At 55.9% G+C, this 24,893-nt stretch carries 30 protein-coding genes; 21 read left to right on the forward strand and 9 right to left on the reverse strand.

Translation table 11 applies throughout. The features are described 5' to 3' along the window. Positions 1 to 383 precede the first annotated feature (383 nt). The 7 genes from J2X72_RS18665 to J2X72_RS18695 all read left to right on the forward strand — a co-directional run bounded on the left by J2X72_RS18665 (position 384) and on the right by J2X72_RS18695 (position 7,346). A complete protein-coding gene (locus J2X72_RS18665) occupies positions 384 to 971 on the forward strand; it encodes a thioredoxin family protein (RefSeq protein WP_310074407.1) in 588 nt (195 codons plus the stop codon). Positions 972 to 1,033: 62 nt separating this feature from the next. After that, complete coding sequence (locus J2X72_RS18670) at positions 1,034 to 2,665, forward strand: FAD-binding protein (RefSeq protein WP_310074409.1); 1,632 nt, start codon at positions 1,034 to 1,036, stop codon at positions 2,663 to 2,665. After that, the gene (locus J2X72_RS18675) at positions 2,662 to 2,991 is read left to right on the forward strand and encodes a 4Fe-4S binding protein (protein WP_210004087.1); all 330 of its coding nucleotides are present in this window, start codon (positions 2,662 to 2,664) and stop codon (positions 2,989 to 2,991) included. The genes J2X72_RS18670 and J2X72_RS18675 overlap by 4 nt, the downstream gene beginning before the upstream one ends. A gap of 12 nt (positions 2,992 to 3,003) precedes the next feature. Next, on the forward strand, positions 3,004 to 3,840 hold the full coding sequence (locus J2X72_RS18680) for an ABC transporter ATP-binding protein (RefSeq protein ID WP_310074414.1): 837 nt from the start codon (positions 3,004 to 3,006) through the stop codon (positions 3,838 to 3,840). Positions 3,841 to 3,859: 19 nt separating this feature from the next. Next, positions 3,860 to 4,726, forward strand: a complete 867-nt coding sequence (locus J2X72_RS18685; RefSeq protein ID WP_310074417.1) for an ABC transporter permease — start codon at positions 3,860 to 3,862, stop codon at positions 4,724 to 4,726. Positions 4,727 to 4,767: 41 nt separating this feature from the next. Beyond that, a complete protein-coding gene (locus J2X72_RS18690) occupies positions 4,768 to 5,796 on the forward strand; it encodes an aliphatic sulfonate ABC transporter substrate-binding protein (RefSeq protein ID WP_310074419.1) in 1,029 nt (342 codons plus the stop codon). 113 nt (positions 5,797 to 5,909) lie between these two features. Further along, on the forward strand, positions 5,910 to 7,346 hold the full coding sequence (locus J2X72_RS18695; protein WP_310074423.1) for an MFS transporter: 1,437 nt from the start codon (positions 5,910 to 5,912) through the stop codon (positions 7,344 to 7,346). An 8-nt stretch (positions 7,347 to 7,354) separates the two neighbouring features. Here J2X72_RS18695 and J2X72_RS18700 read toward each other — a convergent pair whose 3' ends face one another. Then, positions 7,355 to 7,780 (reverse strand): OsmC family protein, encoded by a 426-nt coding sequence (locus J2X72_RS18700; protein WP_210004098.1) that lies wholly within the window; start codon positions 7,778 to 7,780, stop codon positions 7,355 to 7,357. 34 nt (positions 7,781 to 7,814) lie between these two features. Then, complete coding sequence (locus tag J2X72_RS18705; protein WP_310074426.1) at positions 7,815 to 8,147, reverse strand: hypothetical protein; 333 nt, start codon at positions 8,145 to 8,147, stop codon at positions 7,815 to 7,817. Between the two features lie 266 nt (positions 8,148 to 8,413). Here J2X72_RS18705 and J2X72_RS18710 point away from each other — a divergent pair, with 266 nt between their 5' ends. The 4 genes from J2X72_RS18710 to J2X72_RS18725 all read left to right on the forward strand — a co-directional run bounded on the left by J2X72_RS18710 (position 8,414) and on the right by J2X72_RS18725 (position 12,242). Further along, positions 8,414 to 8,962: a tetratricopeptide repeat protein gene (locus J2X72_RS18710; RefSeq protein ID WP_405044744.1), complete on the forward strand. Its 549-nt coding sequence runs from the start codon at positions 8,414 to 8,416 to the stop codon at positions 8,960 to 8,962. 58 nt (positions 8,963 to 9,020) lie between these two features. Continuing rightward, complete coding sequence (locus tag J2X72_RS18715) at positions 9,021 to 9,647, forward strand: RNA polymerase sigma factor (protein ID WP_405044741.1); 627 nt, start codon at positions 9,021 to 9,023, stop codon at positions 9,645 to 9,647. Then, positions 9,647 to 10,444 carry an anti-sigma factor gene (locus J2X72_RS18720; protein ID WP_310074435.1) on the forward strand — a complete coding sequence of 266 codons (798 nt, stop codon included), beginning with the start codon at positions 9,647 to 9,649 and terminating at the stop codon, positions 10,442 to 10,444. The genes J2X72_RS18715 and J2X72_RS18720 overlap by 1 nt, the downstream gene beginning before the upstream one ends. Before the next feature lie 79 nt (positions 10,445 to 10,523). Then, entirely contained in the window at positions 10,524 to 12,242 is a 1,719-nt protein-coding gene (locus J2X72_RS18725) for an AMP-binding protein (RefSeq protein WP_310074437.1), read from the forward strand. Between the two features lie 66 nt (positions 12,243 to 12,308). Here the strand turns inward: J2X72_RS18725 and J2X72_RS18730 are convergent, their stop codons facing one another. Together J2X72_RS18730 and J2X72_RS18735 are read right to left on the reverse strand one after the other, a co-directional pair. After that, the gene (locus J2X72_RS18730; RefSeq protein ID WP_310074438.1) at positions 12,309 to 13,160 is read right to left on the reverse strand and encodes an alpha/beta hydrolase; all 852 of its coding nucleotides are present in this window, start codon (positions 13,158 to 13,160) and stop codon (positions 12,309 to 12,311) included. A gap of 139 nt (positions 13,161 to 13,299) precedes the next feature. Continuing rightward, the gene (locus J2X72_RS18735) at positions 13,300 to 13,659 is read right to left on the reverse strand and encodes a hypothetical protein (protein ID WP_310074440.1); all 360 of its coding nucleotides are present in this window, start codon (positions 13,657 to 13,659) and stop codon (positions 13,300 to 13,302) included. A 197-nt stretch (positions 13,660 to 13,856) separates the two neighbouring features. On the opposite strand from J2X72_RS18735, the gene J2X72_RS18740 reads away from it, so the two are divergent. Beyond that, on the forward strand, positions 13,857 to 14,288 hold the full coding sequence (locus J2X72_RS18740) for a GFA family protein (protein ID WP_310074441.1): 432 nt from the start codon (positions 13,857 to 13,859) through the stop codon (positions 14,286 to 14,288). A 7-nt stretch (positions 14,289 to 14,295) separates the two neighbouring features. Here the strand turns inward: J2X72_RS18740 and J2X72_RS18745 are convergent, their stop codons facing one another. Continuing rightward, positions 14,296 to 16,683 (reverse strand): autotransporter domain-containing protein, encoded by a 2,388-nt coding sequence (locus J2X72_RS18745; RefSeq protein WP_310074443.1) that lies wholly within the window; start codon positions 16,681 to 16,683, stop codon positions 14,296 to 14,298. Positions 16,684 to 17,194: 511 nt separating this feature from the next. Between J2X72_RS18745 and J2X72_RS18750 the strand changes: the two genes are divergently transcribed. Beyond that, entirely contained in the window at positions 17,195 to 17,440 is a 246-nt protein-coding gene (locus tag J2X72_RS18750; RefSeq protein ID WP_114430138.1) for a hypothetical protein, read from the forward strand. Here J2X72_RS18750 and J2X72_RS18755 read toward each other — a convergent pair whose 3' ends face one another. After that, positions 17,441 to 17,977 carry a flavin reductase family protein gene (locus J2X72_RS18755; protein WP_210004113.1) on the reverse strand — a complete coding sequence of 179 codons (537 nt, stop codon included), beginning with the start codon at positions 17,975 to 17,977 and terminating at the stop codon, positions 17,441 to 17,443. A gap of 372 nt (positions 17,978 to 18,349) precedes the next feature. On the opposite strand from J2X72_RS18755, the gene J2X72_RS18760 reads away from it, so the two are divergent. Next, on the forward strand, positions 18,350 to 18,493 hold the full coding sequence (locus J2X72_RS18760) for a hypothetical protein (protein ID WP_310074446.1): 144 nt from the start codon (positions 18,350 to 18,352) through the stop codon (positions 18,491 to 18,493). Between the two features lie 201 nt (positions 18,494 to 18,694). Continuing rightward, positions 18,695 to 18,853 (forward strand): hypothetical protein, encoded by a 159-nt coding sequence (locus J2X72_RS18765; protein WP_162701846.1) that lies wholly within the window; start codon positions 18,695 to 18,697, stop codon positions 18,851 to 18,853. Between the two features lie 231 nt (positions 18,854 to 19,084). On the opposite strand, the gene J2X72_RS18770 is transcribed toward J2X72_RS18765, so the two are convergent. Beyond that, positions 19,085 to 19,543 carry a host attachment protein gene (locus tag J2X72_RS18770; protein WP_210004116.1) on the reverse strand — a complete coding sequence of 153 codons (459 nt, stop codon included), beginning with the start codon at positions 19,541 to 19,543 and terminating at the stop codon, positions 19,085 to 19,087. A 146-nt stretch (positions 19,544 to 19,689) separates the two neighbouring features. Continuing rightward, positions 19,690 to 19,878 (reverse strand): hypothetical protein, encoded by a 189-nt coding sequence (locus J2X72_RS18775; RefSeq protein WP_210004119.1) that lies wholly within the window; start codon positions 19,876 to 19,878, stop codon positions 19,690 to 19,692. 186 nt (positions 19,879 to 20,064) lie between these two features. Between J2X72_RS18775 and J2X72_RS18780 the strand changes: the two genes are divergently transcribed. From J2X72_RS18780 to bfr, 6 genes are all read left to right on the forward strand, one after another. Next, a complete protein-coding gene (locus J2X72_RS18780; RefSeq protein ID WP_210004121.1) occupies positions 20,065 to 20,430 on the forward strand; it encodes a putative quinol monooxygenase in 366 nt (121 codons plus the stop codon). A gap of 420 nt (positions 20,431 to 20,850) precedes the next feature. Next, on the forward strand, positions 20,851 to 21,162 hold the full coding sequence (locus J2X72_RS18785) for a hypothetical protein (protein WP_310074451.1): 312 nt from the start codon (positions 20,851 to 20,853) through the stop codon (positions 21,160 to 21,162). A gap of 287 nt (positions 21,163 to 21,449) precedes the next feature. Then, entirely contained in the window at positions 21,450 to 21,695 is a 246-nt protein-coding gene (locus J2X72_RS18790; RefSeq protein WP_112527107.1) for a hypothetical protein, read from the forward strand. A gap of 140 nt (positions 21,696 to 21,835) precedes the next feature. After that, on the forward strand, positions 21,836 to 22,297 hold the full coding sequence (gene rirA / locus J2X72_RS18795; protein WP_310074453.1) for an iron-responsive transcriptional regulator RirA: 462 nt from the start codon (positions 21,836 to 21,838) through the stop codon (positions 22,295 to 22,297). 660 nt (positions 22,298 to 22,957) lie between these two features. Next, positions 22,958 to 23,269: a (2Fe-2S)-binding protein gene (locus J2X72_RS18800; RefSeq protein WP_112527103.1), complete on the forward strand. Its 312-nt coding sequence runs from the start codon at positions 22,958 to 22,960 to the stop codon at positions 23,267 to 23,269. Continuing rightward, the gene (gene bfr / locus J2X72_RS18805) at positions 23,235 to 23,720 is read left to right on the forward strand and encodes a bacterioferritin (protein ID WP_112527101.1); all 486 of its coding nucleotides are present in this window, start codon (positions 23,235 to 23,237) and stop codon (positions 23,718 to 23,720) included. The genes J2X72_RS18800 and bfr overlap by 35 nt, the downstream gene beginning before the upstream one ends. A gap of 70 nt (positions 23,721 to 23,790) precedes the next feature. Here the strand turns inward: bfr and J2X72_RS18810 are convergent, their stop codons facing one another. Continuing rightward, on the reverse strand, positions 23,791 to 24,858 hold the full coding sequence (locus J2X72_RS18810; protein ID WP_210004128.1) for a BMP family ABC transporter substrate-binding protein: 1,068 nt from the start codon (positions 24,856 to 24,858) through the stop codon (positions 23,791 to 23,793). Positions 24,859 to 24,893 lie beyond the last annotated feature (35 nt).

Raw genomic sequence — 24,893 nt, forward strand, 5'->3', positions numbered from 1 at the left:
GGAATAGCTCTCGATGGCACGGTCGGATCAAGATGGAGGCAACCGCAGATAGTAAGCACTTAGTGGCTCGGATGAGCGGGATATAATCCTCGACGCTGGCTATGGCCATATATCTTTTCGCTTTTCTGCATGGCGCGACAAAAAAGCCTCAGGTTGAAATTGAGCCCCCCGTCACAACTCCGAGTCCTCATTGCGGGAAATTCGGCTCGCGCCTTTTTTCTGGTCTGTCATTTTAATCGGGTCCGGTACCGGCAGGACGATAATTTTCAAAAATCGGCCATCTCCAAAATAATATGCCTCTCCATACACTACCAATTCAGTAGAGTATGGTGAGGCTGGCCACATCAGCTTTGCCGACACGTTTTGATCAATGGGAGAGCACAATGCCTAAGACAGAATCAAACGCCATTACGCTCGGCACCAAAGCCGCTGATTTCATTTTGCCGGATGCGGAGGGAAAACTTTATGAGCTTTCGAGCTTCTCCGAAAAGCCCGCCCTGCTCGTCACTTTCATCTCCAACCGCTGTCCGTTCGTTGTACTGCTGCGTGAAGCGCTTGCACAGTTTGCGCTCGAATATGCACCGAAGGGATTGCAGATCGTCGCCATCAACAGCAATGACGCCAAGGCGCATCCGGAAGAAACATTGGCGCGCATCGGCGAGGAAGTCGCCAACTTCGGCTATGCATTTCCTTATCTGAAGGACGAGTCACAGACCGTCGCCAAGGCCTATCGCGCCGCCTGCACGCCCGACCTGTTTCTTTTCGACTCGGAGCGCCGCCTCGCCTATCACGGCCAGTTCGATGATGCGCGTCCTGGCAATGGCAAGCCTGTAACGGGCGCAGATATCAGAGCCGCTGTAGATGCTGTCCTCCTTGGCCAGAAGCCGTCTGACAAGCAGGTCGCATCCATCGGCTGCAACATCAAATGGCTGGAAGGCAATGAGCCGTCCTCCCTTTCCCACGCTGCCTGAGAATTTCCGAAACAACCGCCAGACCCGACGAGGGTTTGACGTTTCGGCCTACCGGAGAACGCATGTCATCTGAGCGTGTAAAATCGACTGGCAATGACCCGCTGCATTTGCAGGCCGATGTGCTGGTGCTAGGCGGCGGTCCTGCCGGCGCATGGGCTGCTCTCGCTGCTGCAGAAGATGGGGCTCGTGTCGTCCTCGCTGACAAGGGCTATCTTGGCACGAGCGGCGCCACAGCTCCGTCCAACACCGGAACCTGGTGCGTTCCGCCGGGCGAAAATCGTGGTCAGGCCGTCGAGCGCCGCTGGCAGCGGACCGGCGGCCTCGCCGATCAGCGGTGGATGCTGCGCTGCGTCGATCAGGCTTACGAGAATCTGGTGAAGCTCTCCGAATGGGGCTACCTGTTTCCGCACGAAGATGACGGCCGGCTCTATATCGCCAACCTTCGCGGCCCGGACTACATGCGGTTCATGCGACGGCGCGTGCTGAAGGCCGGTGTCACCGTGCTTGACCATCACCCCGCTCTTGAACTTCTATCGAATGGCGATGCGATCACAGGCGCTTCCGGCGTGGACCGGCAGCACAACCGCGACTGGAGCGTCGAGGCAAACGCCGTTGTCCTCGCGACAGGCGGCTGTGCCTTTCACGAGCGCATCCTCGGCGCCACCGGCCTCACCGGAGATGGCTACCTTATGGCCGCGGAAGCCGGGGCGCATCTTTCCGGTATGGAGTTCACCGGGAAGTACACCCTTGCCCCCTATGAAACATCGCTCAACAAAGGCCTGCCCTACAGGTGGGCCACGTTCTACCGCGAGGACGGTTCGCCTCTCCTCGACGCAAACGGCGAACAGGTATCCAACGGCATTGGCGAGCGCGAGAAGGATATCGCAAAGGCGCTGATTGACGGTCCGGTTTTTGCTCGTCTCGACCATGCCGAGCCCGCCTTGCAGGATTGGCTGCGCCGGGGCCAGCCCAATTGCTTCGTGCCTCACGATCGTGCGGGCATCGATCCCTTCAACGACCTGTTCCGCATCACCTTGCGGGCCGAAGGCACGGTACGAGGCACCGGCGGCATCATGCTCGCGACGGCCGATTGCGGCACGGGCGTTCCCGGGCTCTACGTCGCCGGCGACGCGGCCAGCCGCGAGAACATGACAGGCGCGGTGTCGGGCGGCGGCGCTGTCAATTCGTCCTGGGCTATTGCCAGCGGCTGGTGGTCCGGCAAAGGCGCTTCAACTCACGCGCGTAAATCAGCGCGGAACGCCTTCCGTTCCATATCGAAACCCCTGGGCGAAGCGGGACTGCGACCGGCTGGAAACGCTCGCGCGGACCTGCGCACCGCTGAAATCATCGAAGCTGTTCGCGCCGAGGTCATTCCGCTGGAAAAGAATTATTTTCGCGACGGTACAACTTTGCACACCAGTAGCGAGCGGCTGGAGAGCCTGTGGAATGACGTACGTCAACACCTCCACGCCGAGGGAGTGGATCGTGTTCGCAGTCGTGAGACCGCGTCGATCACGGCTTCGGCGCGCTGGTCGCTGGCGTCCGCGCTCGCCCGCAATGAAAGCCGCGGCATGCATCGGCGGACAGACCGTCCCGGCAACGATCTCGCATTTGCCCGGCGCATCCTTGTGAGCGGGATTGATGCGATCAGCATTGGCGAAGCGCAAATCAGTCGCGAGGGCATCGCGTCATGATTGAGATTGTCTCCGCAAGCCGTTGTATTGAATGCGATATCTGCGTCAAGGTTTGCCCCGCGAATGTATTCGATGCGGTGCCGGATTCGGCACCCGTCATCGCGCGCCAAGACGATTGCCAGACTTGCTACCTCTGCGAAATCTATTGTCCCGTCGACGCGCTTTACGTCGCGCACCGCGCCGAAGGTCCCTTTCCGATCACAGAAGCCGAGGTCGAGGAGCGCAATCTGTTTGGCAGTTATGCCCGTGCGCTCGGCTGGAAACGCGGCAAGGCCGGCGGAACCGAACATGACCCGACGCATCGCATTCGCGTCGCCGCAGTTTGAAGGAGAATGCAAATGGACCGAATTGTCGTCTCCGGTATCAGAAAAACGTTCCAGCTCAAGCCCGGTCAATATGTGACTGTCGACGGCGAGGAGACTGACCGCGTCACCGTCCTCGATGGCGTCGATCTGAACATTCGCAAGGGCGAGTTCATCACGCTTGTCGGGCCGAGCGGAAGCGGCAAATCTGTGCTGCTCGATATCATCGGCGGGTTGACACAGGCGAGCAAGGGCATCGTGCAACTGGATGGTACCACCATCACCAGGCCAGATCCCAAGACTGGCTATGTGTTCCAGCAATATGCGCTCTTCCCTTGGCGCACTGCCCTGTCGAACATCGAATATGCCCTGGAAGTCCGCGGTGTACCAAAGCGCGAACGGACTGACCGCGCGCGCTATTTCCTCGCTCTGTTCGGACTGTCCGGATTCGAGGATCGCTATCCCAATCAGCTTTCCGGTGGAATGCAGCAGCGCGTGGCCATCGCCCGCGCCTTGGCGAGCAACCCCGAGGTGCTGTTGATGGATGAACCATTCGCAGCGCTCGATGCGCAGACGCGCGAAATCCTGCAGAGTGAACTTCTGAAGATCTGGGAGAAGATCAACACCACCGTCATCTTTGTCACGCACTCCATCGACGAGGCGATTTATCTCGCCGACCGCATCGTCGTGATGACCGCTCGTCCCGGCACGGTAAAGGAGATCATCGATATCGATCTGCCGCGCCCGCGTGATGGCGACATTCGATCCAGCACGGAATTCAACGCACATCGCGCCCGGGTTTGGGAAGCACTGCGTGATGAAGTCAACAAGGCGCAAAAGGATTGGGCGTTGTCGCCTGCTTACGCCAACTGAAGATCCAGGGAACGGAAACATGGCCTATATCAGCGAAAAACCGGGCATCGGCATCAGGTTGCCATCAATTGTAGCGGGCAGTGCTGCCCGGCCTGCCCGCAAGCACAAGACAGCGCGCGGGGACGGCACCTTCAGCTATGGCCTGCCCTTGCTCTTCCTGTTTTTCCTGCTGTGGGAAATCGCACCGCGACTTGGCTGGCTCAATCCGATCTTCTTCCCTCCGCTCAGCGATGTCTGCCGCTCGTGGATCGGCTTGGCACAAAGCGGCGTCCTCGCCAAACATATCGGCATCAGCCTGCAGCGGGCAGCGATCGGCTTTGGATTGGCGACGATTGTTGCCGTTCCGCTCGGGTTTTTGATAGGACGTTACGCGCTTTTCGAAAAGATCTCCGATCTGCTGGTTCAAACCCTGCGCAACACATCGCAGTTTGCCTTGCTGCCGGTCTTCATTCTGCTTCTTGGCATAGGCGAGGCATCCAAGATTGCGATCACATTCTATTCGTCGGTGTTCTTCCTGCTGGTGAACACGATCAGCGGCGTCAAGGCAGTCGATCCGCTGCTATTGAAGGCGGCTCGCTCGATGGGAACTTCAGATGTCGATCTGTTCCGCAAAGTCATCCTTCCGGCGAGCATTCCCTCCATCGTTGCGGGTGCGCGTCTCGCGGTGAAATCATCCATCTTCGCGGTTATCGGCGCCGAGATGCTCGCTGCCAAATCCGGCCTCGGTTACCTCATCCAGCAATCGCAGCTGATGATGGAAACCGGCGATATGTATGCCGGCATTCTGACCATGACACTCATCGGGCTGGTCGTGAATTATCTGCTGGTCTGGTTCGAGCGTTGGGCGACCTCGTGGAAGGGCCAATCGGACGCGTCACCTCACTGAGATTCTTCATTTTCTGCAATCGCCAACGAAGGAACCATATTATGACGATTTCGAACAACGGCGTCTTACGCCGCTCCCTCATAAAGGCGGTCGCCGCCTCGCTGATCGGTTTGACGAGCCTCGCCCTGCCCGCAGTCGCGCAGGAAAAGCCTGATGTCATTCGCATCGGCAGTACCGCACCCGGCCACCTGAAATTCATCCTCGCCCAGCATGATGGCTGGCTGGAGAAGGAATTCGCCAAGGATGGCATCAAAGTCGAACTTGTGACCTTCACCGGTGGTGGTTCCGAGGCAACCACTGCCCTTGCAACCGGAGCCATTGAAGTCACCTACACCGGCAACAACCCTGCCCTGCGGGTCGCCGCATCGGGTGCTGATGTCAAGCTGATCGGCATCTCCAGTTTCGTCAAAACGGGTGGCTCGGCCATCATCGTTTCGACGAACTCGCCGTTGAAAACTGTCGCCGACTTGAAGGGCAAGAAGGTCGCGTATCTTGCCGGTACGGTGCGTCATTCGAATTTCAGCAAGGCGCTGAAAAGTGCCGGCTTGAAGATCGACGACGTCGAATCGCTCAATCTGCCATTCGAGGCTTCGGGCCCTGCACTGCTGCGTGGTGACATCGACGCAATCGTGGAGACAGACAGCACGGCGGCAAAACTCGTCGATACCGGCCAGGCACGCATTCTTCTCGATGGATCGGAGCATCCCGAATGGGCCGTGCCGAACGTCATTTCGGTCAATGGCGCCTTTGCGGAAAAATATCCGGACCTGGTCAAGCGCCTGCTGAAGGTCGATATACAGATTTCGCGCTGGGCCGACGCGCATCCGCAAGACACGATCAAGATATTTGTCGACGAAACAAAGTCCTCGGAAAAGTCCGTTCGCAAGACCTATAAGGACGGTGTGTTCTACCAGGACCCGAAGATCACCGACGAAGCACTTAATTCGCTCAAGGAAGAAGAGAAGTTCATGGCAGAGGCAAAGCTTTTGAAAGGGACGATCGACTACGGCAAATGGGTCGATACCAGCTATCTCGACGCTGCCTACAAGGAACTCGACGCCAATCAATAATCGGCGAGCCACGTTGACAAATCCGGTTGCCGGGCCTGAATTGCGGGCCCGGCACTTCGATATTGGGCCGCGCAGCGTCGTGGCGCCCCGCATGAATGCACTGAGGTTATGAAATGACGACTGCACTATCGGACGGCAAGGAAACAGCCGTCACAGCGCGGCAACCGCGACTTGTCGCTCTCGTTGTTGCAGTCGCCTTCTTCATGCAGATGCTCGACGGCACCATCATCACAACCTCCCTGCCCCAGATGGCACATTCATTCGGCATCGAGCCGGTGGCGATGAGCATCGGTATCACCGTCTACATGTTGTCGATGGCCGTTTTCATCCCGATTTCGGGCTGGATGGGTGATCGTTTCGGCGCTCGCAACGTCTTCATTGCTGCCATCGCTATTTTTACGATCGCCTCGCTTGTCTGCGGTCTGTCGGAAACGCTTTGGCAATTCGTCGGCGCGCGTGCCGTTCAGGGCGTCGGCAGCGCCTTGATGACGCCGGTGGGGCGCATGATCGTGCTGCGCAATGCCGAAAAGTCTGAGCTTGTCTCGGCTATCGCGCTCATTACATGGCCCGCACTGTTCGCGCCGGTCATCGGCCCTGTCCTTGGCAGCTTCATCACCACCTATCTGAGCTGGCACTGGAACTTTCTCATCAACATACCGCTCGGCGTCCTGGGCATTCTGCTGGTCCTCAAATTCGTTCCGGATCAACGCGAAGTATCCGTTGCGAAATTTGACATGAAAGGCTTTGCGCTCTCCGCTGCCGGTCTGGCCCTTGTCCTTTCCAGCCTCGAATCCTTCACCCATGGCATCCACGAGTTCTACATCGCCGTCGCCATGCTTGCCTGCGGTTCACTCTTGTCGGTCGTGGCCGCCAGACATTTTCTGCAGGTCAAAAATCCGCTGCTGGATCTGTCAGTCTTCAAGATCCACACCTTTGCCATCGCCACGGCAGCCTCCGGAACGGCAGGGCGGGTCTCGATAAACTCGGCGCCATTCCTGTTGCCGCTGCTTTTTCAGGTAGGATTCGGCTTCAGTGCTATCAGGACGGGCACTTTCATCCTGGTCTATTTCATCGGCAATCTCGGCATGAAGATCGTTACCACACCGCTCCTCAGGCGGTTTGGCTTCCGTTCCATCCTTTGCTTCAACGGTTTGATCGCAGCGCTGTCCCTCGCTGCCTGTTCGCTTCTATCGGCCGAAACGCCGGAGATCATCTCTTTTGCGCTTCTGCTCATCGCTGGCCTGTCGCGTTCGATGCAGTTCACGGCGCTCAACACATTGACCTTCGCAGACATCAACGCTTCACAGCGCAGTTCTGCGTCGACGCTTTCCAGCATGCTCCAGCAGATGTCGATGCTGCTTGGCGTCGCCATCGCCGCCATGGCCCTCAACGTGTCGCAAATGGCTCACGGCAATGCCACCACAACGTTGACGGATTTTCGCACGGCATTCTTCGTCGTCGGTCTCATCGGCGTCGTGTCTGCACTTCGTTTTCTGGAATTGCCGTGGAACGCCGGAGCCGAAGTCTCTGGCCACGCAAGGAAGACATGAGCCCCGCTTCAGCCGGCCAGCTTGGTGACGAAATCGGCATCGCCGCGCAACGTATTGCTTACGGTACAGATCTCTTCGGCAGCCTCGACGATCTCCTGCTTCGTTGCGCTGTCGAGTTCACCGTCGATCTCGATGGAAATATCGAACCGGGCGATGCGCGAAGGCCCCTCATGCGCCTTTTCGCCCGTCACGTGCACCCGGACTTCGCCGAGTCTGTCGGCAACGCCGAGTCGGCTAGCGGCAATACGCGCACTCAATGCAATACACGCCGACAGCGAACTGTACAGCAAATCGATCGGGCTGAAGCCGGGTTCGGAAACCGAGGTAACAACCCCGATCTTGCCTCCCGTCTCCGAGGTGACGAGCGGCAGTTCCTTGGGTGGGAGTACGGCCGTTGCGCCCACCGCCCTTGTTCTGATCTTGAGTTCAGACATCTCGTATTCCCGACACCATGTGCCCAGACTCTACTCAGCGCGCGTGCGAAACGCTACCGCTTTGTGCCTTCTCGAGCGCTCTCATGGCTTCGAACAGCATTTCCCTGTCGCGTTGATGCGCCTCAAACAGCGCAACGAAGGCAGGATTGCTGATCTCGTGAGGTTTCGGCGCGGCTTTGGCGCGATCAAGGCTGTTGTCTGCAGTGCGCCTCGCGGCGACGACGCGCTGCTTTGCTGCGTCGATTACAGAGAGAGCCTGGCGCTTGCCACCTGTCGGCATGGTTGATCCCGCTTCGGTTCCTGCAATCAAGGATTGCAAAAACTGTCCGCTGGCCTCATTCACACGCTCGACCGGTCTACCGTTCATGCCATACGCTTTTCGTTCACGAATTCACTTCACCCGAGCATAAATCCTTGCTCCTCCGGGCAGAACGCACCGGGACTCAAATTTTCTCCGAATATGAGTAAACAATTCCCGTTTCTGGCAGGTTCTGGAAAACCAATTGCGGCAACGGCGTTTAGGGCTTGGGTGGGCGGATTCGCTCCCCGACTATCCGCCTCGAAATATTCGGTCCAATGTCTGAATAAATCGCGACGCAGCGTGTTCTCCACATGTCAGATTGTCATTCGGAGATAGAACTCATGAAACACTCGATCACATCCACCCTGCTCGGCGCCAGCCTCGCCCTGGCTGCTTTTTCCATGCCGGCCTTTGCTGCGGGCGGCGGCGGTACCGACGATTCTGCCACGACGCCTACCTGCCCCAAGGGCCAGGTCTGGAGTTCCAAGGCTAAGAAATGCGTCAAGAAGACCAGCAGCGCCGTTCCGGACAAGGACCGTACCGAGTACGCCTACACGCTGGCCAAGGCCGGACGCTATCAGGAAGCCCTGGAAATGCTCGATACATTGAAGGATCCCAACACCAAGGAAGCACTCAACTATCGCGGTTACGCCACACGCAAGCTGGGCCGTACCGACGAAGGCATCTCCTGGTACAAGAAGTCCCTCGCGCTCGATCCGAAATACGCAAAGGTTCGCGAATATCTGGGTGAAGCCTATGTCATCAAGGGTCAGCTTGATCTCGCCAAGGATCAGTTAATGACGATCAAGTCGATCTGCGGAACCACGTGCGAGGAATATCGCGATCTCCATGAGGCGATTGAAAAGCCCTCGAAGATCTAGCGGGCCGCCGTCGCCTGGCTGAAGGCGGTTGTGATTTGTTCACAAAGAAGGGATCAAGGTGACCATCGCCCATCGCCAACTTTCTGCTTATAGTCGGGCGACACCAGACGCGTCGTCAGCGGCGGATGTCCGCAGTGGACCTGTCTGGACGGAGGCAATCATCGCGAGCGAACACGAAATCCGGGCGAGCCTTGCCCAGTATCTCGGCCGGCTCTGGCGGTACGGTATTGTACTGTCCCGCCAGCGCGACGTTGCTGATGATCTTGTGCAGGCGACCTGTGTTCGCGCGCTGGAGCGCGCCAGCCAATTCACGAGCGGGACAAGGCTTGACCGATGGCTGTTCTCGATCATGCATTCGATCTGGCTCAATGAGGTCCGCTCGCGCCGCATCCGCATGGGCAATGGTTTCGTCGATGCCGACCTAACCCTTTCCTTCGACGGCGAACATGAAACCGAAACGCACGTCACGGCTAACCAGGTCTTGCGTCAGGTAAATGAATTGCCGGAGGCGCAGAGGACCGCCGTGTTTCTTGCCTATGTGGAAGGTCTGTCCTATCGCGAGGTCGCGGAGGTCCTTGATGTACCAATTGGCACGGTCATGAGCCGCTTGGCAACGGCCCGTGCCAAACTCGCCGAACACGCCGATCCCGATGTGAAGGCCAAACAGATGAAAGGAGGGAAATGATGGTTGATCTGAAACATGCCGAAATGCCCTCCGACGAAATGCTGGTCGCGTTTCTCGACGGCGAACTTGATGGTGAGGAGCGCGCGCGGATCGACAGGCTGATCAAGATCGATGAGGCTGTCGCCGCGCGATATGAATTCCTCTCGCGCAGTGAAATGGCCTTTTACGATGCGTTCCAGCCGCTGCTCGAAAACGCCCCGACGGCGAAGCTGGAAGCTATCCTGGGGGGCCTCCCTGCTTCGATCACCGACGATCCCGCTTCAAGGGGCATGAGCCGCCGCGGTTTCATGGCCGCAGCCATCGGGCTGGTCTTTGTCGGCGTCGCTGCCGATCGAGGCTTCCTGGCGTTCAAGCAATCTTCCAGCGATCACGATGACGACTGGCGCGCAGTTGTTGCCGAATACCTGTCGCTTTACACGCCCGAGACACTCGCCAATCTCGATAGCGACGAGCAATCGCATACCGCGCAACTACAGAACGTAGGTGACGCGCTTGGCCTCTCGCTTCCCCTGCAGGCAGTCTCGTTGCCGGGCATTCCGCTCAAACGCGCGCAGGTTCTGCAGTATGATGGCAAGCCGCTTGGGCAGATCGCCTATCTCGATCCTGAACACGGACCCATGGCTCTGTGCATCGTTCAATCATCAAGTGGACCGCGTTCACCGCAGACCGAGCGGCGACACGGCATGAACGTCGTCTACTGGTCGGATCAGGCCCATGGTTACATGCTTATCGGCCGTAACACGGCGGATGAATTGAACGATTTGGCGGAGGGGGTGCGAACAGCGCTGGCTGCCTGAGCTCTACAAAAGCCAGTGGGTATTCCATGCGGATTGGACTAGGGTAGGTATTCTGTGCATTTGACCTCGGAGGAATGTCATGCGCCCAGTCACCGAAGCGGCTGAAAGCGATGTGGCCAGATTGAGCCACGTGCGCGGCGTCACTGAGCCGGCATTGCTGGAAACCACCATCTCACAAGCGCTCGATAGTGCAGCCTCGCGTTGGCGTGAAACCGAAGCCGTTGTCTCTGTCCATCAAGGTATTCGTTGGACTTATGGCGAGCTCGGAGCAAGAACCGACGCTTTCGCCGCTGGCCTGATCGCGCTGGGGCTGCAGCGCGGCGACCGCATCGGCATATGGTCGCCCAATAATGCGCAATGGGCATTGACCCAATTCGCTGCGGCAAAAGCTGGGCTTATTCTCGTTAATATCAATCCCGCCTATCGCCTCTCCGAGGTCGAATACACGCTGAACAAGGTAGGAGTGAAAGCGTTGGTCGCGCTTGAGCGGTTCAAGACCAGCGAATATGCCGAAATGATCGAGGCCCTCGCCCCGGAAATTTCCTCGGCTGAAGGGGAGATCAACGCTTCAAGACTACCCTGTCTGAAGCATGCCATCTTGATTGGAACACAGGTTCGCCCCGGATGGATCGCGTTCGAAGATGTATCCGAGCTCGCTACAGACATTCACCGCGCCCGACTGTCAGACCGCGACGCAACAACGGATTGCGAGGATCCGGTCAACATACAATTCACCAGTGGAACGACAGGTTTGCCCAAGGGCGCCACGCTTTCCCATCGCAACATACTCAATAATGGCTTTTTCGTAGGCCGAAGCGTTGGTCTGAATCCCGGAGACCGGCTCTGCATCCCCGTCCCGCTTTATCATTGTTTCGGCATGGTCATGGCAAATCTTGGCTGCGTCGTGCACGGCGCAACCATGGTCTATCCGTCCGAAGCCTTCGACCCCTTGGCGGTTTTGAGCGCCATTGAAGCCGAGCGGTGCACGGCTCTCTATGGTGTGCCGACAATGTTCATTGCAGAACTCGGACATCCTGAGTTCGAGCGCTTCGACCTGTCATCCTTGCGGACAGGATGTATGGCAGGCTCACCCTGCCCCGTCGAGATCATGAAGCAGGTCATCGAACGCATGCACATGCGGGACGTCACCATCGCTTACGGAATGACCGAGACCAGCCCCGTCAGTTTCCAAAGTTCGGGCGAAGATCCGGTTGCCCGGCGGGTCTCGACGATCGGGCGGGTCCAACCGCACCTGGAATGCAAGGTCATCGATGTCAATGGCAATACCGTTCCTCGCGGTATGCCTGGCGAGCTCTGCACCAGGGGTTATTCCGTCATGATCGGCTATTGGGATGATCCGGAAAAGACAGCTGAAGCAATCGACGAAGATGGCTGGATGCACACCGGTGATCTCGCGACCATCGATGACGAGGGCTATGGCAATATTGTCGGACGCCAAAAGGACATGGTGGTTCGCGGCGGCGAAAACATCTATCCGCGCGAAGTAGAGGAGTATCTGTTTCGCCACTTCAAGATCAAGGACGTTGCCATCGTCGGCGTTCCTGATCCGAAGTTCGGCGAAGAACTCTGTGCGTGGATCATTTTGAAGACCGGTGAAGACGCCGACGAAGAAGAGATCAAGGCGTTTTGCCATGGACAAATTGCCCATTACAAGGTGCCGAGATACGTCCGTTTCGTTGAAGCTTTTCCTCTGACGGTAACAGGCAAGATCCAGAAATACCTTATCCGCCAACAGATGGCGGAGGAGCTCGGACTACAGGAACAGAAAACCGCCTGAAGCCCGCTATGATCAAATCCCAACGCGGCAACGTTCACCACGTCACAACAGGCCGGGACCTCCGGATCAGTTATCGATGAAGTCGCGCACAGCCTTGTTGTAGCCCTCCGGGTCCTGCAGCATGGCGAAATGGCTGGCGTTGTCGAGGATGACCAGTTTGGCGCCCGGGATCGTCTTTGCCATGTATTCCGTATGCTCACGGGTAATGGCTTCGTCGTGATCGCCGAGAACGATTGCCACTGGCGTCTTGATCTTCTTCAGATCGTCGTCACTCCAATTGGGCTGGCTTGCCCACATGCCACTGATCTGTTCGACAAAAGCGTCATACTGGTCCGGCGTAGGCGAAATCTTCTTGTAGATCTCGCCTGACTTATCAATATAGGCCGCGAAGGTCTTGTTTTTCATGACATCTGGATTGAGGCCATCGACCTTGGAGTTAGCTGCCTGCGCGAATAGCTTCGTCAGTCTCTCGGGGTGGTTCATGGCGATGTCGAGACCAATTATCCCACCGTCACTCCATCCAACCAGTGCAGTCTTGTCGACCTTCAGGAAATCGAGAAGTGCGAGGTAATCCGACGACATCAAATCGTAGCTGTAAGGATCGGCATTGCGGGTGGACCGCCCGTGGCCGCGGCTGTCGGCAACAATCACCATATGGTCTTTTGCAAGGTCGACAACCTGGGCACCCCAGATGTCGGCATAGCCGAGACCCCCATGTATGAGGAGAACGGGTGGCCCCTTGCCATAGACGGCATAATACATTTCGATGCCGTTGACTGGAGCCGTGCCGCTTTTCTCAGCCGCGGGCATTGGTGCGGGCGGGGGAAGCTTTTCCCAGCGCTCGGCGGCCTGCACGCCTGAACCAGCCAGCGTGAGCAGTAGGATAAATGCGGGAGCTAAGGATCTAAGAAACATCATCTTTCCCTTCAACGAGCACGCGATGCATGCATCCTAACCAAGATAATTGCGTTTGGCGAGTTGCGCGGATTTGGAAGTGAAGGCAGCCGCAACAAAAAAGGCGGCCCGCAAGCCGCCTTCGAAATATGCAGGAAGTGTCCTACTTGGCAACGTGCCAGACACCGCCGACGCCATCGCCATTCATATCGCCGGCCTTCTTGTCCTTGGCGAACGTATAAAGCGGCTTGCCTTCATAGGCCCACATTTCCTTGCCCGCCGTGTCCTTGACCAGGGTCCATTCGCCTTCGGCCTTGGCCCCTTTGGCGGCATGGAATGCCGGCCAGTTTTTCAGGCATTTTGCATCGCAGTTCGATTTGCCGTCCTTGTCCTTGTCGAACGTATAAAGCGTCATGCCCTTTGCGTCGGTCCACATGTCGCCCATCTTTTTCGCAGGTTCTGCCGCGAAAGCAGACAGGCTGGTGGCGGCGAGAAATCCCATTGCGATCAAAATTCTCTTCATTGTTTTCACTCCCTCTTTGGGATTGCCAGCGGGGGGCTGACAGTGCCCGTTTTTAAGCGAACCAAGCCGTTCGCATCGAAGAATACTCTACCACATTTTGTTCCGAATTGAGGCAATGGACGCGCATTTTGCGCTTTGATTTGATACATTTGGTCTTGATCGTTAGGGATTCGATGACCGGCATTCAGGAGTGACCAATGGATCTCGATATCAGCGAAATGAATGGCGCCTGCCATTGTGGATCAGTGCGTTTCCATGTCCGCCTGTCCAATGGTCTGCACACGGCACGCCGTTGCACCTGCAGCCTTTGCCGGATGCGTGGCGCTGTAGCCGTCACGGCGAAAGTCGGTGATCTTGATATTCTGGCTGGCGAAGACAAGCTCAGCGTCTATCAATTCAACACGATGACGGCCAAACACTATTTCTGTTCCAGATGCGGTATCTACACGCATCACCAGCGCCGGTCCAATCCGGGTGAGTACGGCGTGAATGTCGCCTGTCTCGAAGGGATCAGCCCTTTCGATTTTGACGAAGTACCGGTCAGCGACGGCGTTCATCATCCGTCTGATAACAAGAAAGCCAACAAGACGGGTCCCATTGGCTTTTTACGATTCGTGCGTGCGGATTAGCTCGTGATCACCACTTGACGGTCAGTCCTATATTGCCTTCGAACATCTTCTGTTCGGCGCCCTCGACGTCGAAAGTGTAGTCTGCCACGGCAAATGCGCTGACCTTTTCGGAAAAGGCGTGCACGATACCTGCGCCCAATTCCAGCGAAGTCGACTCGCCCTCGGTGGTAATGGCGTCCGGGCCGAAGAGCACCGAGTCCGTGGTGCTGAAACCGTGCCACAAATTGGCCTTGACGTAGGGCTGGAACAGACCCGCGGAAGTTTGATATTTCCCCTGTATCCGGAAACCGAGCCGGCCCGTGAAGCCATCATCACTATCGAATCCGACATCGGAAAAGGCGTCCGATTGATCGTCGAGCGAGATGTTCTGCCATATGATCTGCGCCTGCGGCTCTATGGTCCAGCTTTCCGACAGCGGGATCGGGTAACCGCCTTCCAGCGATGCGGTAAAGCCGGAGCCGTCGATATTGATGCCGGTACCGCGTTCAGAGGTCGCATCGCCGCCGAACCACGATCCCATCAAGACGCCGTCCAGGTACCACCCGCCAGGGCCGATATGCGTCCAGTAGCCGCCGAAGCTCGTCGTATCAAGATTGAGGCTGCCGACATCCACACCATTCCACCCGACCGCCTGGCCTTTGACATCCGCGTCGAGATTCGAATAACCGAAGAACAGACCGGCTATATCTCGGTGTCCGTTGTCGTGCTGCCAGCCGAGAATATCGAGACCCGCTTGTATGCCGTAGAGGTTGCCGTCAATGGAGGGATCAACGGTTCCATCCCAGCTCTGCTCGGTCGATTGCCCGAAGGCGCGGCCCCAGGCGGCGGAGAAGTTCTCGCGCGAGTCTACAACGCCTTGCTCGCCCCGTCTTTCGTGGAATGTCCCGAGCGTTGCCAGTGCGGTTTGGCGCGCAGCCGGCGGTAAAGCGGAATAAAGCGGAACCTCTTCTCTATATAGCGGAATTGATTCACCCGGATCCGCATGCACAGGTGTTGCGCCGGCATTGGGTGGTTCCACACCCGGTCCAGGCGGTGCGATCTCGCCGGGTTCGGGGTCGGTGATTGCGGCAGCAATGCTGCCTGGCAACAGCGATGACCGAAGATACCAGTTCTCCCTCGATCCCGCAGACACACCGCCTTTGAAGAGCGCGTATTCGAAGGCACCTGCCGCAACGGAATTGCTTAGGCTGAAGGCCGATGCACTGGTGGTTGCACCGTTGACAGCCTGAACGACGAGAATGCCATCCTGTACGGTGCTGGCGCCGGCTCCGCCCAGATTGGTCACCGCAAGCCCGGTCGTTCCAGCCGCAGTGCCGCCGGAAATCACGAATTTGTCGGAAGCCGACGAATCGTCGCCGAGCACCGTCTGCAAGCGGATCGCGCCGCCGCTGCCCGTATAATTGCCAAGGACGGTGAACGTATCGGTTGCGCCACTCGAACCATTGGTGAGATCAATGGTCCCTGCATTGTTCACACTGACCAGTTGCCCCGCCGCGAAAGGCGCGATAGCAACATTGACCCCGTTGCCCGCGAGCAGCGTGCTTGTACCATCGATCGAAAAGCTGCCGGTTGCCGTGCCGCTGTCACCGACCACGAAATTGCTGTCGAGCGTGAAGGCGGAACTGTTCGTGAGAGCGACGTTTTCCCAATTCACATAACGGCCGGACGTCGTCGCCGTCGTGTTGGAAAAGGTCAGCGTATCCGTACCGGCCTCACCATTGATCGACGGTGTCGACGCGATAGTCGCATCGGTGAGGTTCTGCAGTGTTCCGGTGTCATTGCCCGCGCCGAGGTTGATCGCCCCGCCGATCGTACCTGCCGTATCCCACGTAAACTGATCATTGCCGCCCGCCGTGGTGACCGTGCTGGCGATGGCCCCGCCGGAGATGAAGATGCGATTATCCCCGCTGCCGAGATCAACGAATGTGCCGATTGAACCACCCGAAAGTATCAGCAAGTCGCGGCCTTGCGTTGCAATCACAAAGCGGTCGATGACACCGCCGGACATGCGCATTTCATTGTTGGCCTGTTCGAGATTGACTTCGCCGATCTGTCCGCCCGTCATCGTGAAGAAATCGCCGGCGAAGAACTGACCGATAATCCGGCCGCCGCTGACGGTCGCCGTGTCAAGTTCGCTGCCCTGCTCCACTCTTTGAACCACGCCCCCGGTCATGACGAAATTGTCAACACCGCCATTCTGGAAAATTGTGCCGTTGACCGTACCGCCATTCAGCTGAAGACTATCGTTACCCCCGCCCTCAATAATATCGCCGTTGATTGTGCCGGAATTGATTATGACGGTATCGACACCGGAATTGAACGTAACCGGCCCCGTGATCGTGCCCGTGCCTCCCGCAGGAAGCGTCAGCGAGTTGTTCCCGCCCGTATCCGTCAAGGGTCCGCCGGTCCCGCTGTCGCAAATATAGACGTCGTTCCCTGCTGTGGGGACAAGGTTACAAGCTGCAGATGCGGTTTGATTGGATATGGAGAGTGTTGTGAGGGAGACAGAAGAAAGCCAGAAGATTCGTGTAAAAAGCTTAGACGACTTCATGTAATTCCCCCCATTGCCATCATGTGATAAGGGATTGCCAACCACCCAAAGCAGTCCCCGCGATCAAACAGCGATATCGGCAAGTGCAAGCTAGTTTCACAACGAACAGCGCGCAATCCATGGTTTAAGTTAAACACACTGAAATTTACCGGTGTGGTAAATTGGTCTCACTTATGTACGCCGAAAGACTTTAAACTTGGCGTTCGTCAACAAAATATTCTTTTGTATTGTGAGTTCTGGCTCCGATAAGATCAGCCCGAGTACCAAGTGGCCGCTATTATTTCCGGATTTGACTGGCTGTTGATATTCCGTTGTAATCGAAATAGAAGCGCATGGACTGACCGGAGAGCACACGATGGACCGCTACGAAACCTTCGCGACTTGGATCTTCATCGTCTTCGGTGCACTCATCATTGCCGGGCTGATGGCCTTCGCGATTACCACCACCGACAAACCTGCTTTTCTCTTCGCGCTGGCTTCCGCATGCGCTGCATTTTTTCTTGGCTTCGCCGTAATCTTCGATCAGCCTCGGCTGTACGGTTTGATTTTGTTTGTGTCGGTAGCACTGATCGCGGCCTCGATAACTGCCATCGTGACCTGATTACCCCAATGTGCTGATCTGGCGATAGGCGCCATGCCAATAGATCAACGGTTCGGCGTTATCACGCAGCGTTACCGCCCTGACCCTGCCGATCAGGATGCTGTGCGAATGCCGCTCAATGGCATCGTCGAGTTCGCAATCGAGCACCGCTAGCGCATTGACCAGCGCCATCGTTCCTGTGCTGAGCTCCTTCCAATCTGCACCTTGATAGCGTTCCGCGCCCTTCTGACCGTTCCTCCCGGAAAAACTATCAGCCACATGACGCTGATCGTGCGCCAGCATATTGACGCAGAAGCTGCCATGCCGCTGCAGGACTGGCCAGGAGGAGGAAGCGCGATTGAGACTGACGATCACGGAGGGCGGATCTATAGCCAACGACGAGACCGACGTCGCGGTGAAGCCGGTGCGGTCGGCGCCGCGTCCAACTGTAATGACGCTCACAGCGGCCGCCAGGTGCCGCATCGTATCCTTGAACAGGTCGGCGTCTACGGTCGGCTCGTGGTCGGCCAAACGCGCCACGCTTGGAAAAATGGACATTCATTGCCTCGTTCTTTGGATAGCCGCGAACCGCCGGAATGCGGAGGAAGACTCTTATCTTGCATTGCAACACATCAGGCGTACCTTGAACCAGACCGCTGTTTGCTCCGATTGGCCGCATTTGGCGATTTTGTTTTGCAATTTTCGCAGATTTCCAGAAATCGATTTCGACGTGTGCGATTTCCGGATCTCATCCGCAACGAGCGACAGCGCCGTCCTGTTTCTTAATCGCGCAGCTTGTGGAAAATAATTCCAGCAATTCCGGCGTTCGGGCAAAACTCTACCTGTTAGGTGCAGATAATTATAATCTCTATCGTGTTAATCGTGTATGGAATGCCGGAAGATGATACCCTCGCAACGAGGAAAATCCTGATGGCTTCAACAGACTACACCAACACGCGCAATTCGCCCGATGGCGTTCGCCGTTCCGCGCGGGGTCGCGCCCTTGGTGTGGTCCTATTTGGGACTGCCTTTGCGTTTCATGTGGCGGTCCTTTTCAATCTGCTGCCGTCATAGTTCCGGCCTTCGACTTCCAATCATTTTGTCCGAATAATTTTGCTGGCAACCGGAACCAACCCCCACTTGAAGCATTTCTATGTTACTGGTCCCAAACCAGTCTTGGCTTAACCCCACAGAGCCAACATGACCCAATCCTCATGCCCCTTGAGGATTGGGTTTTCTGCATGAGCTGAAAAGCAATCGTGAGTGGAGAAAACAATGTCGATTGAAGATGCCAAACATGCGATCGAAGCAGCCATTCATAGCGGTGATTTCAAAAGTATGGGCGTGGCTGTCTTTAAGGCAATCAATGCCTTGGAGCAAAGAATCAAACGGCTTGAAGAAGAAAGCGAACGTAGCAAGGCAAATTTAAGATAGAGTTTTACCATCGAACCTTGAAATTTTCGCCATATGTGCTAGCATTTTGGAAGGTTGAGTGTAGCGGTTCCTTGAGCCTGCGCCGCACTGAAACGATGCGCGATATTCTTATCCAGAGTCCAGTTTGTTAGAGCCAAATCAAGCCTCAACTTGCGAAACCCCTACCGGTCCCGGCAGGGGTTTTGCTTGTGTCCTAAAGCTTCACAGCATCAGCTTAGCCGACTAAGCGTTTCACTTTTGCTCACTCTCCGTCAGGATTGACTGGATATCGGTGATTGGGTGATTGGTCAGGGTTTTCGGGATTTCGCTGACGATCCTGTCGGAGACTTCCTTGTGAAACTCCTGGCGCATTTCGCCGAGCACCAGCGGTGGAGCAATCACAACCAACCGCTCGAACCCTCCCTTATGGGCATAGCTATAGAGCGCGTCGGCGACTTCCTTGGCAAATCGTTTCTTGGAAATCTCATGCCAGTCCGTGTCCTCGACGGCACTGCGATGCGGGCTTGGTCCGTCGTTGAAGCGCCCCGGCCTGTCGCTTCCCTGTTCTCGTGTCGCCGGATTTGAATGATGCATTTCATGGAGGGTGCTGAGCTGGATGTGCTTCATATCGTTTTCATTGCGGAGAAACAGTGCCTTTTCCCCATCGGCGACAACGATCCAGGTCTTTCTGTTCAGAACGATGTTTGCCATTTCAAGCTCCCCTCGCCACACGTATTTCAAAGGCTTTTTCATGGGAGCTTCCTTTCATTTTCGGTTTGTCGTTGGGCGACAATCAGATCGCAATTGCTGCGACCGCGATAAAAAAACAACGCTGACGCATAAGAGAGGTTCCGATTTTATAGGGATCGCAGTCTCCTCGCATAGTAAAGAAGTCCCGCGCCAACCGCGATCGCCAGCAGCCCTATGGTGATCCATCGCGTCTGACCTACCATGAAACTACCGCCGAGAACATTAAGGCCCTGAAGTGCCCAGATTGCTCCCATGATGATAAGAAGCACGGCAACGATCGACAGGATGTTTTTCATTGGTGCGTCTCTTTTCAGGCTGCTTGCGGGTGCAGTTTCATTCTCGCACCATCAAGGCGGGATGAAAACATTTTATGAAACAGGCGCTATTTCGAGCATATTAATAGGTGCTGACCCAAATGTCTGTCTGGATTTGTCGATTGGCGGCTGATAGACCTCGTTGCAAAGCAGGGAGGCCGAACTTTTATGACTGCATTGACGATTATCGTTGAATTCGAAACGCACGAAGGCCGCGAAGAGGAATTCACTGCCCTCATCCGCGAGCATGCCCGCAAGACGCTGGAAGAAGAACCCGGTTGTCTGCGTTTCGAAGTCATCAAACCCATCGAGCGCAATGGAACCCCCATTGCCAACAAGGTCATGGTCAACGAACTTTACGCAAATGAAGCGGCAGTGACGGCCCATGAAAACAATCCGCGCCTGTCCAGGGTGCGGGCAGCTAATGCGCCCTTGCTCAAGTCCAGCAGGTTGATTCTGGCACGATCATTGACCGGCAAGGTGACCGATGAAGGCTTGACGCCGCAGCAGCTGAACGCCAGCAATGACGACTAGAGAGGGTTAAACTTGAACGAAAGTTCAATAACATGATCATAAAAAATGTGCGATCACCGCGCTCAGCCGTTCAACAGCAACCTGATAAAGCCTGGACCGAAAGAATAGAACGATGAAGAGATTGGCTCTGGCTTTCCTGCTGCCTTGCATCCTTGGGATGTCTGGTTGTGGCGCAATGCGCTGGATGAGCGAAGCACCGCAAAACGCGTCCAGCTGTGCGGGCTGGAACAAAATCAGGATCAAACCGGAAACGGCGGTCTATCTCGTGAAGAACGATTTTTCCGCAAGCATAGACATCGATTCGCACAATCTCAACGGCCAGAGAAACGGTTGTTGGAAGTAGCCCTGAACCTCGCAAATCGGAACCAAACGCCATAGACCACGTTCCTCCTTTCTCCACACAAGGAAAGGATTACTGAAATGGCAACGAATACAACCAAAGTTCAGGCTATGGCTGAAAAGGATCTGGAAAATCAGGTCGCGGCGTTGCGCAAGCAGCTGGCATCGATCAGCAAATCGCTTTCCGAGCACGGCTATGAACTTTATGAAAATGGCGGCAGCTCTGCCTACGAGGCGGTAAAGAAGGGCAGCCGAAAAGCAGCACGCTTCGTTGGCGAGGAAGCGCAGATGGTCAGTGAAAAAGCCAGGGAGAATCCGATGACCGCGGTCGCCATCGTTTCTGCCGTCGCCGGCATAGGTCTCCTGGCGGGCCTAAGCGCTTATCGGCGTTAAAGGCCAAGCCTTGAAATTCAGGCGCACGCTTCATATATAGCGTCTAGGAATTCGTCTCCGCTTTTGACCACGGATGTACTGGCACTGGCGTTGAGGCGAATTCGGAAGGTCGGGAATTCCCGGCCTTTTTTGTTGCCTATAGCACACATGATCCTATCCGAGTGCGGTGCGGCAGTGTCTCAGGTTGCTTTCGGACGCGCGAACGGTCTATGTAGGGCTCACTATCTGCCTGATCATTCATCAGGCTAAGGACATTCCGTTATACGTTCTGAGAGTGAGCTGCCCGAATGGACAATTTTGAGAAATACGCCCTGGCTCTAATGGTCGTATTCGGCGCCCTTATCATCGGCGGTCTCATGGCCGTCAACATTGCCTGGGCGCACAAGGCAGGCTTTCTCTATGCTCTCGGTGCAGCCGTAGTGGTTTGGTCTGCCGGTTTCGCGGTCCTTTTTGACAAGCCGCGGGTCTACGGTCTCCTGTTGCTATGTGCGATTGCTCTCATCACAGCCTCTATCGTTGTTATCGTTCGATAAAATCGAGCCTGCATTCAAGCGTGATATCTTGATAATATGAAACTGTCTTTCATATTATCGTTTACTTTATCAAGAATAATTCTAAACTGCGGCCAGATTGAATGTGCAGACCTGGATTTCAGGTTGAAAGAGATATTCCCATGCGACTGACCAGACAGACGAACTACGCGATCCGAATTCTTATGTACTGTGCCGCCAACGAAGGCAATCTCAGCAGAATCGGTGAAATCGCCCAAGCCTATACGGTTTCCGAACTCTTCCTTTTCAAGATCCTCCAACCATTGGTTGAAAACGGTTTCATTGAAACAGTCCGCGGCCGCAACGGCGGCGTGAAGCTCGGTAAACCGGCCAAGGACATTACCCTCTTCGACGTGGTGCGCGTGACGGAGGAAAACTTCGCCATGGCGGAGTGCTTTGAAAACGACGCTGCCGATTGCCCGCTGATCGATAGCTGCGGATTGAATGCGGCGCTGCGCAAGGCGCTCAACGCATTCTTCGAAGTGCTCGCCCAGTTTACGATCGAGGACATCGTCGACAAGCGCGACGTGCGTGCTCTGCTCGGGATCGACATCCTCATCCCGCGCCTCGCGACAGCCAGCTGAAGCGAGTTTGGCGTACTTCCGCAGTACGGCAATTGCACTTGCTCTTGACCGGTGAGAAGCCGGAGCACTTCCTTGAAACGAGCGGCCCTTTCCGGGGACGTTCTCAACGAATAAGCGAATCTTGCACAAGAATCAGCGATTCTCATGCAAGAAGTGTCGATTCTGGCACGCTTTTCTGCACCCTGAATTGCAAATTGGTTGTTCTTGGTTGCGGGACCAGCGGATGAGCGGGCCCAACCCCGGTCCACCACCAACTTGTGAGACGTTTTGACACATGTCGAGCCGCCGATATTTTTTTGGCTCGGATCTGCCCATAAAGCCAAACATGATTGAATTGGTTATGTTATTTGCCTAGTTTAGAATTATTCTAACTTATTGAAATCATGACATAATATCACCATATGCATTTGACAGGTTCTCAACAAACCGGCTTTATGTCCGGAGCGTTGCATGAACGCATGACCTTTAATGTTTGGGCCTTGAACCCTTGCGATTGGAGGAACCATTGTTTGGTTCGAAAGTATCACCCGGTTTCGGGATAGTATTTTGTGGGTCTAGCGTAAACAACGCATTCGGATCGGCAACTGATTCAGGCTTAGGCGCCCCTACGGCATTGGATGTCGTGGATGTGTGTTCTTGTGAGTACGGCGCCTATACAAAATGCTAGTTTGCCATTGCAACATAATTACTCAAAAAGAGATCGAGAATTCCATTATTGAACTTCTCGATGCTGACCCGTGGCAACTCGTTGTTCCCGCCAAAGTTTACCATGCCATGAAGAAACGCGGCCGCTGCTGCGGTTGCTTCCCAAATGTCGTTGAAACCATCATAAAGGTGACGGAAGAATATCATCTCCGGCACGGTTCAGACGATTCTGATGCAGTTTCGTTCATCGACCGTGTCCGGTCATTGCGTCACGAATACGGGAGTTCACGACATGAAGGGCGAACCAAAGGTCATCGAGCGGCTTAACGAGGCATTGTTTCTCGAATTAGGCGCCGTCAATCAGTATTGGCTGCATTATCGCCTTCTGGACGATTGGGGCTTCACGAAGCTGGCCAAGAAGGAACGCGCGGAATCCATCGAGGAGATGCATCACGCCGACAAGATCATCCAGCGCATCATCTTTCTCGAAGGTCATCCGAATCTGCAGTCGGTCGGCGCGCTGCGCATTGGCCAGAACGTCAAGGAAGTGCTCGAGGCGGATCTTGCCGGTGAGTACGATGCGGTAAAATCCTACAAGCTTTCCCGCGAGATTTGCGATCAGCTTGGTGATTATGTCTCCAAGGAACTGTTCGACGAACTGCTCAAGGACGAAGAAGGTCATGTCGACTTCCTCGAGACGCAGATCGATCTGCTCAATTCGATCGGTGCAGAGCGCTATGGTTTGTTGAATGCAGGGTCCGCCGACGAAGCGGAGTGAACGATCAAATCGTGACTACAAAAAAGGGCGCCATTGGCGCCCTTTCCTTTTCAACGCAGGTCGCTTGCCCTCATTTCGGCAGCTTGTCGTCCACGCCGGCGACATAGAAATTCATGCTCAGAATGGTCTTGTCGTCAGCCGTCTCGCCGGCTTTCAGCCATTCCGAACCATCCTGCTTCTTGATCGGACCGGTGAAAGGCTTGAGTTCGCCTGAGGTGATCTTGGCCTGCGTTTCTTCGGCAAGCTTCTTCACGTCATCCGGCATGTTCGTGTAGGGCGCCATCACGACGAGCCCTTCCTTCATGCCTTCGAACACATTGTGCGATTTCCAGGTTCCATCCAGCACCGCCTTGGCGCGTTCGACATAGTATGGACCCCAATTGTCGACGATCGATGTCAGCTGGGTTTCGGGGCCAAACTTGATCATGTCTGAAGCTTGCCCGAAGGCCTTGATCTTGCGTTCCGCCGCAACCTGCATGGCGGCGGTCGAATCTGTGTGCTGGGTGATGATATCCACGCCTTGATCGATTAGCGCCTTGGCGGCATCAGCCTCCTTGGCGGGATCGAACCAGGCATTCGCCCAGATGACTTTGACCTTGAAATTCGGATTGACCGACTGTGCGCCGAGCATGAACGAGTTGATGCCTTCGACAACTTCAGGAATAGGGAAAGAGCCGATATAACCGGCAACGCCAGCCTTCGACATTTTTGCTGCAATCACGCCCTGCACGTAGCGGCCTTCATAGAAGCGCGAATTATAGACCGAGACGTTCTCAGCGGTTTTGTAGCCCGTTGCATGTTCGAATTTGACGTCCGGAAACTTCTGCGCAACCTTGACCGTCGCATCCATGTAACCAAACGACGTGGTGAAGATCAGCTTATTGCCAGCACGAGCAAGCCGCTCAATGGAGCGCTCCGCATCGGCACCTTCAGGCACATTTTCAAGGAAGGTTGTCTCGACCTTGTCGCCCAGCTCTTTCTCAAGCTGCTTGCGGCCCTGGTCGTGCTGGTAAGTCCAGCCGAAATCACCGGGCGGTCCGATATAGATGAAGCCAATCTTCAATTTGTCGGCGGCCAGGGCGGGACCCGCCACGGCAAAGCTGGCGGCTACCGTCAGCGCCATTATCAGTTTTTTCATCAGGTTCACCTCTTCTGTTAAAGCGTTCAAACTGT

The sequence above is a fragment of the Phyllobacterium sp. 1468 genome (genome assembly GCF_031455525.1).
GTDB lineage: Bacteria > Pseudomonadota > Alphaproteobacteria > Rhizobiales > Rhizobiaceae > Phyllobacterium.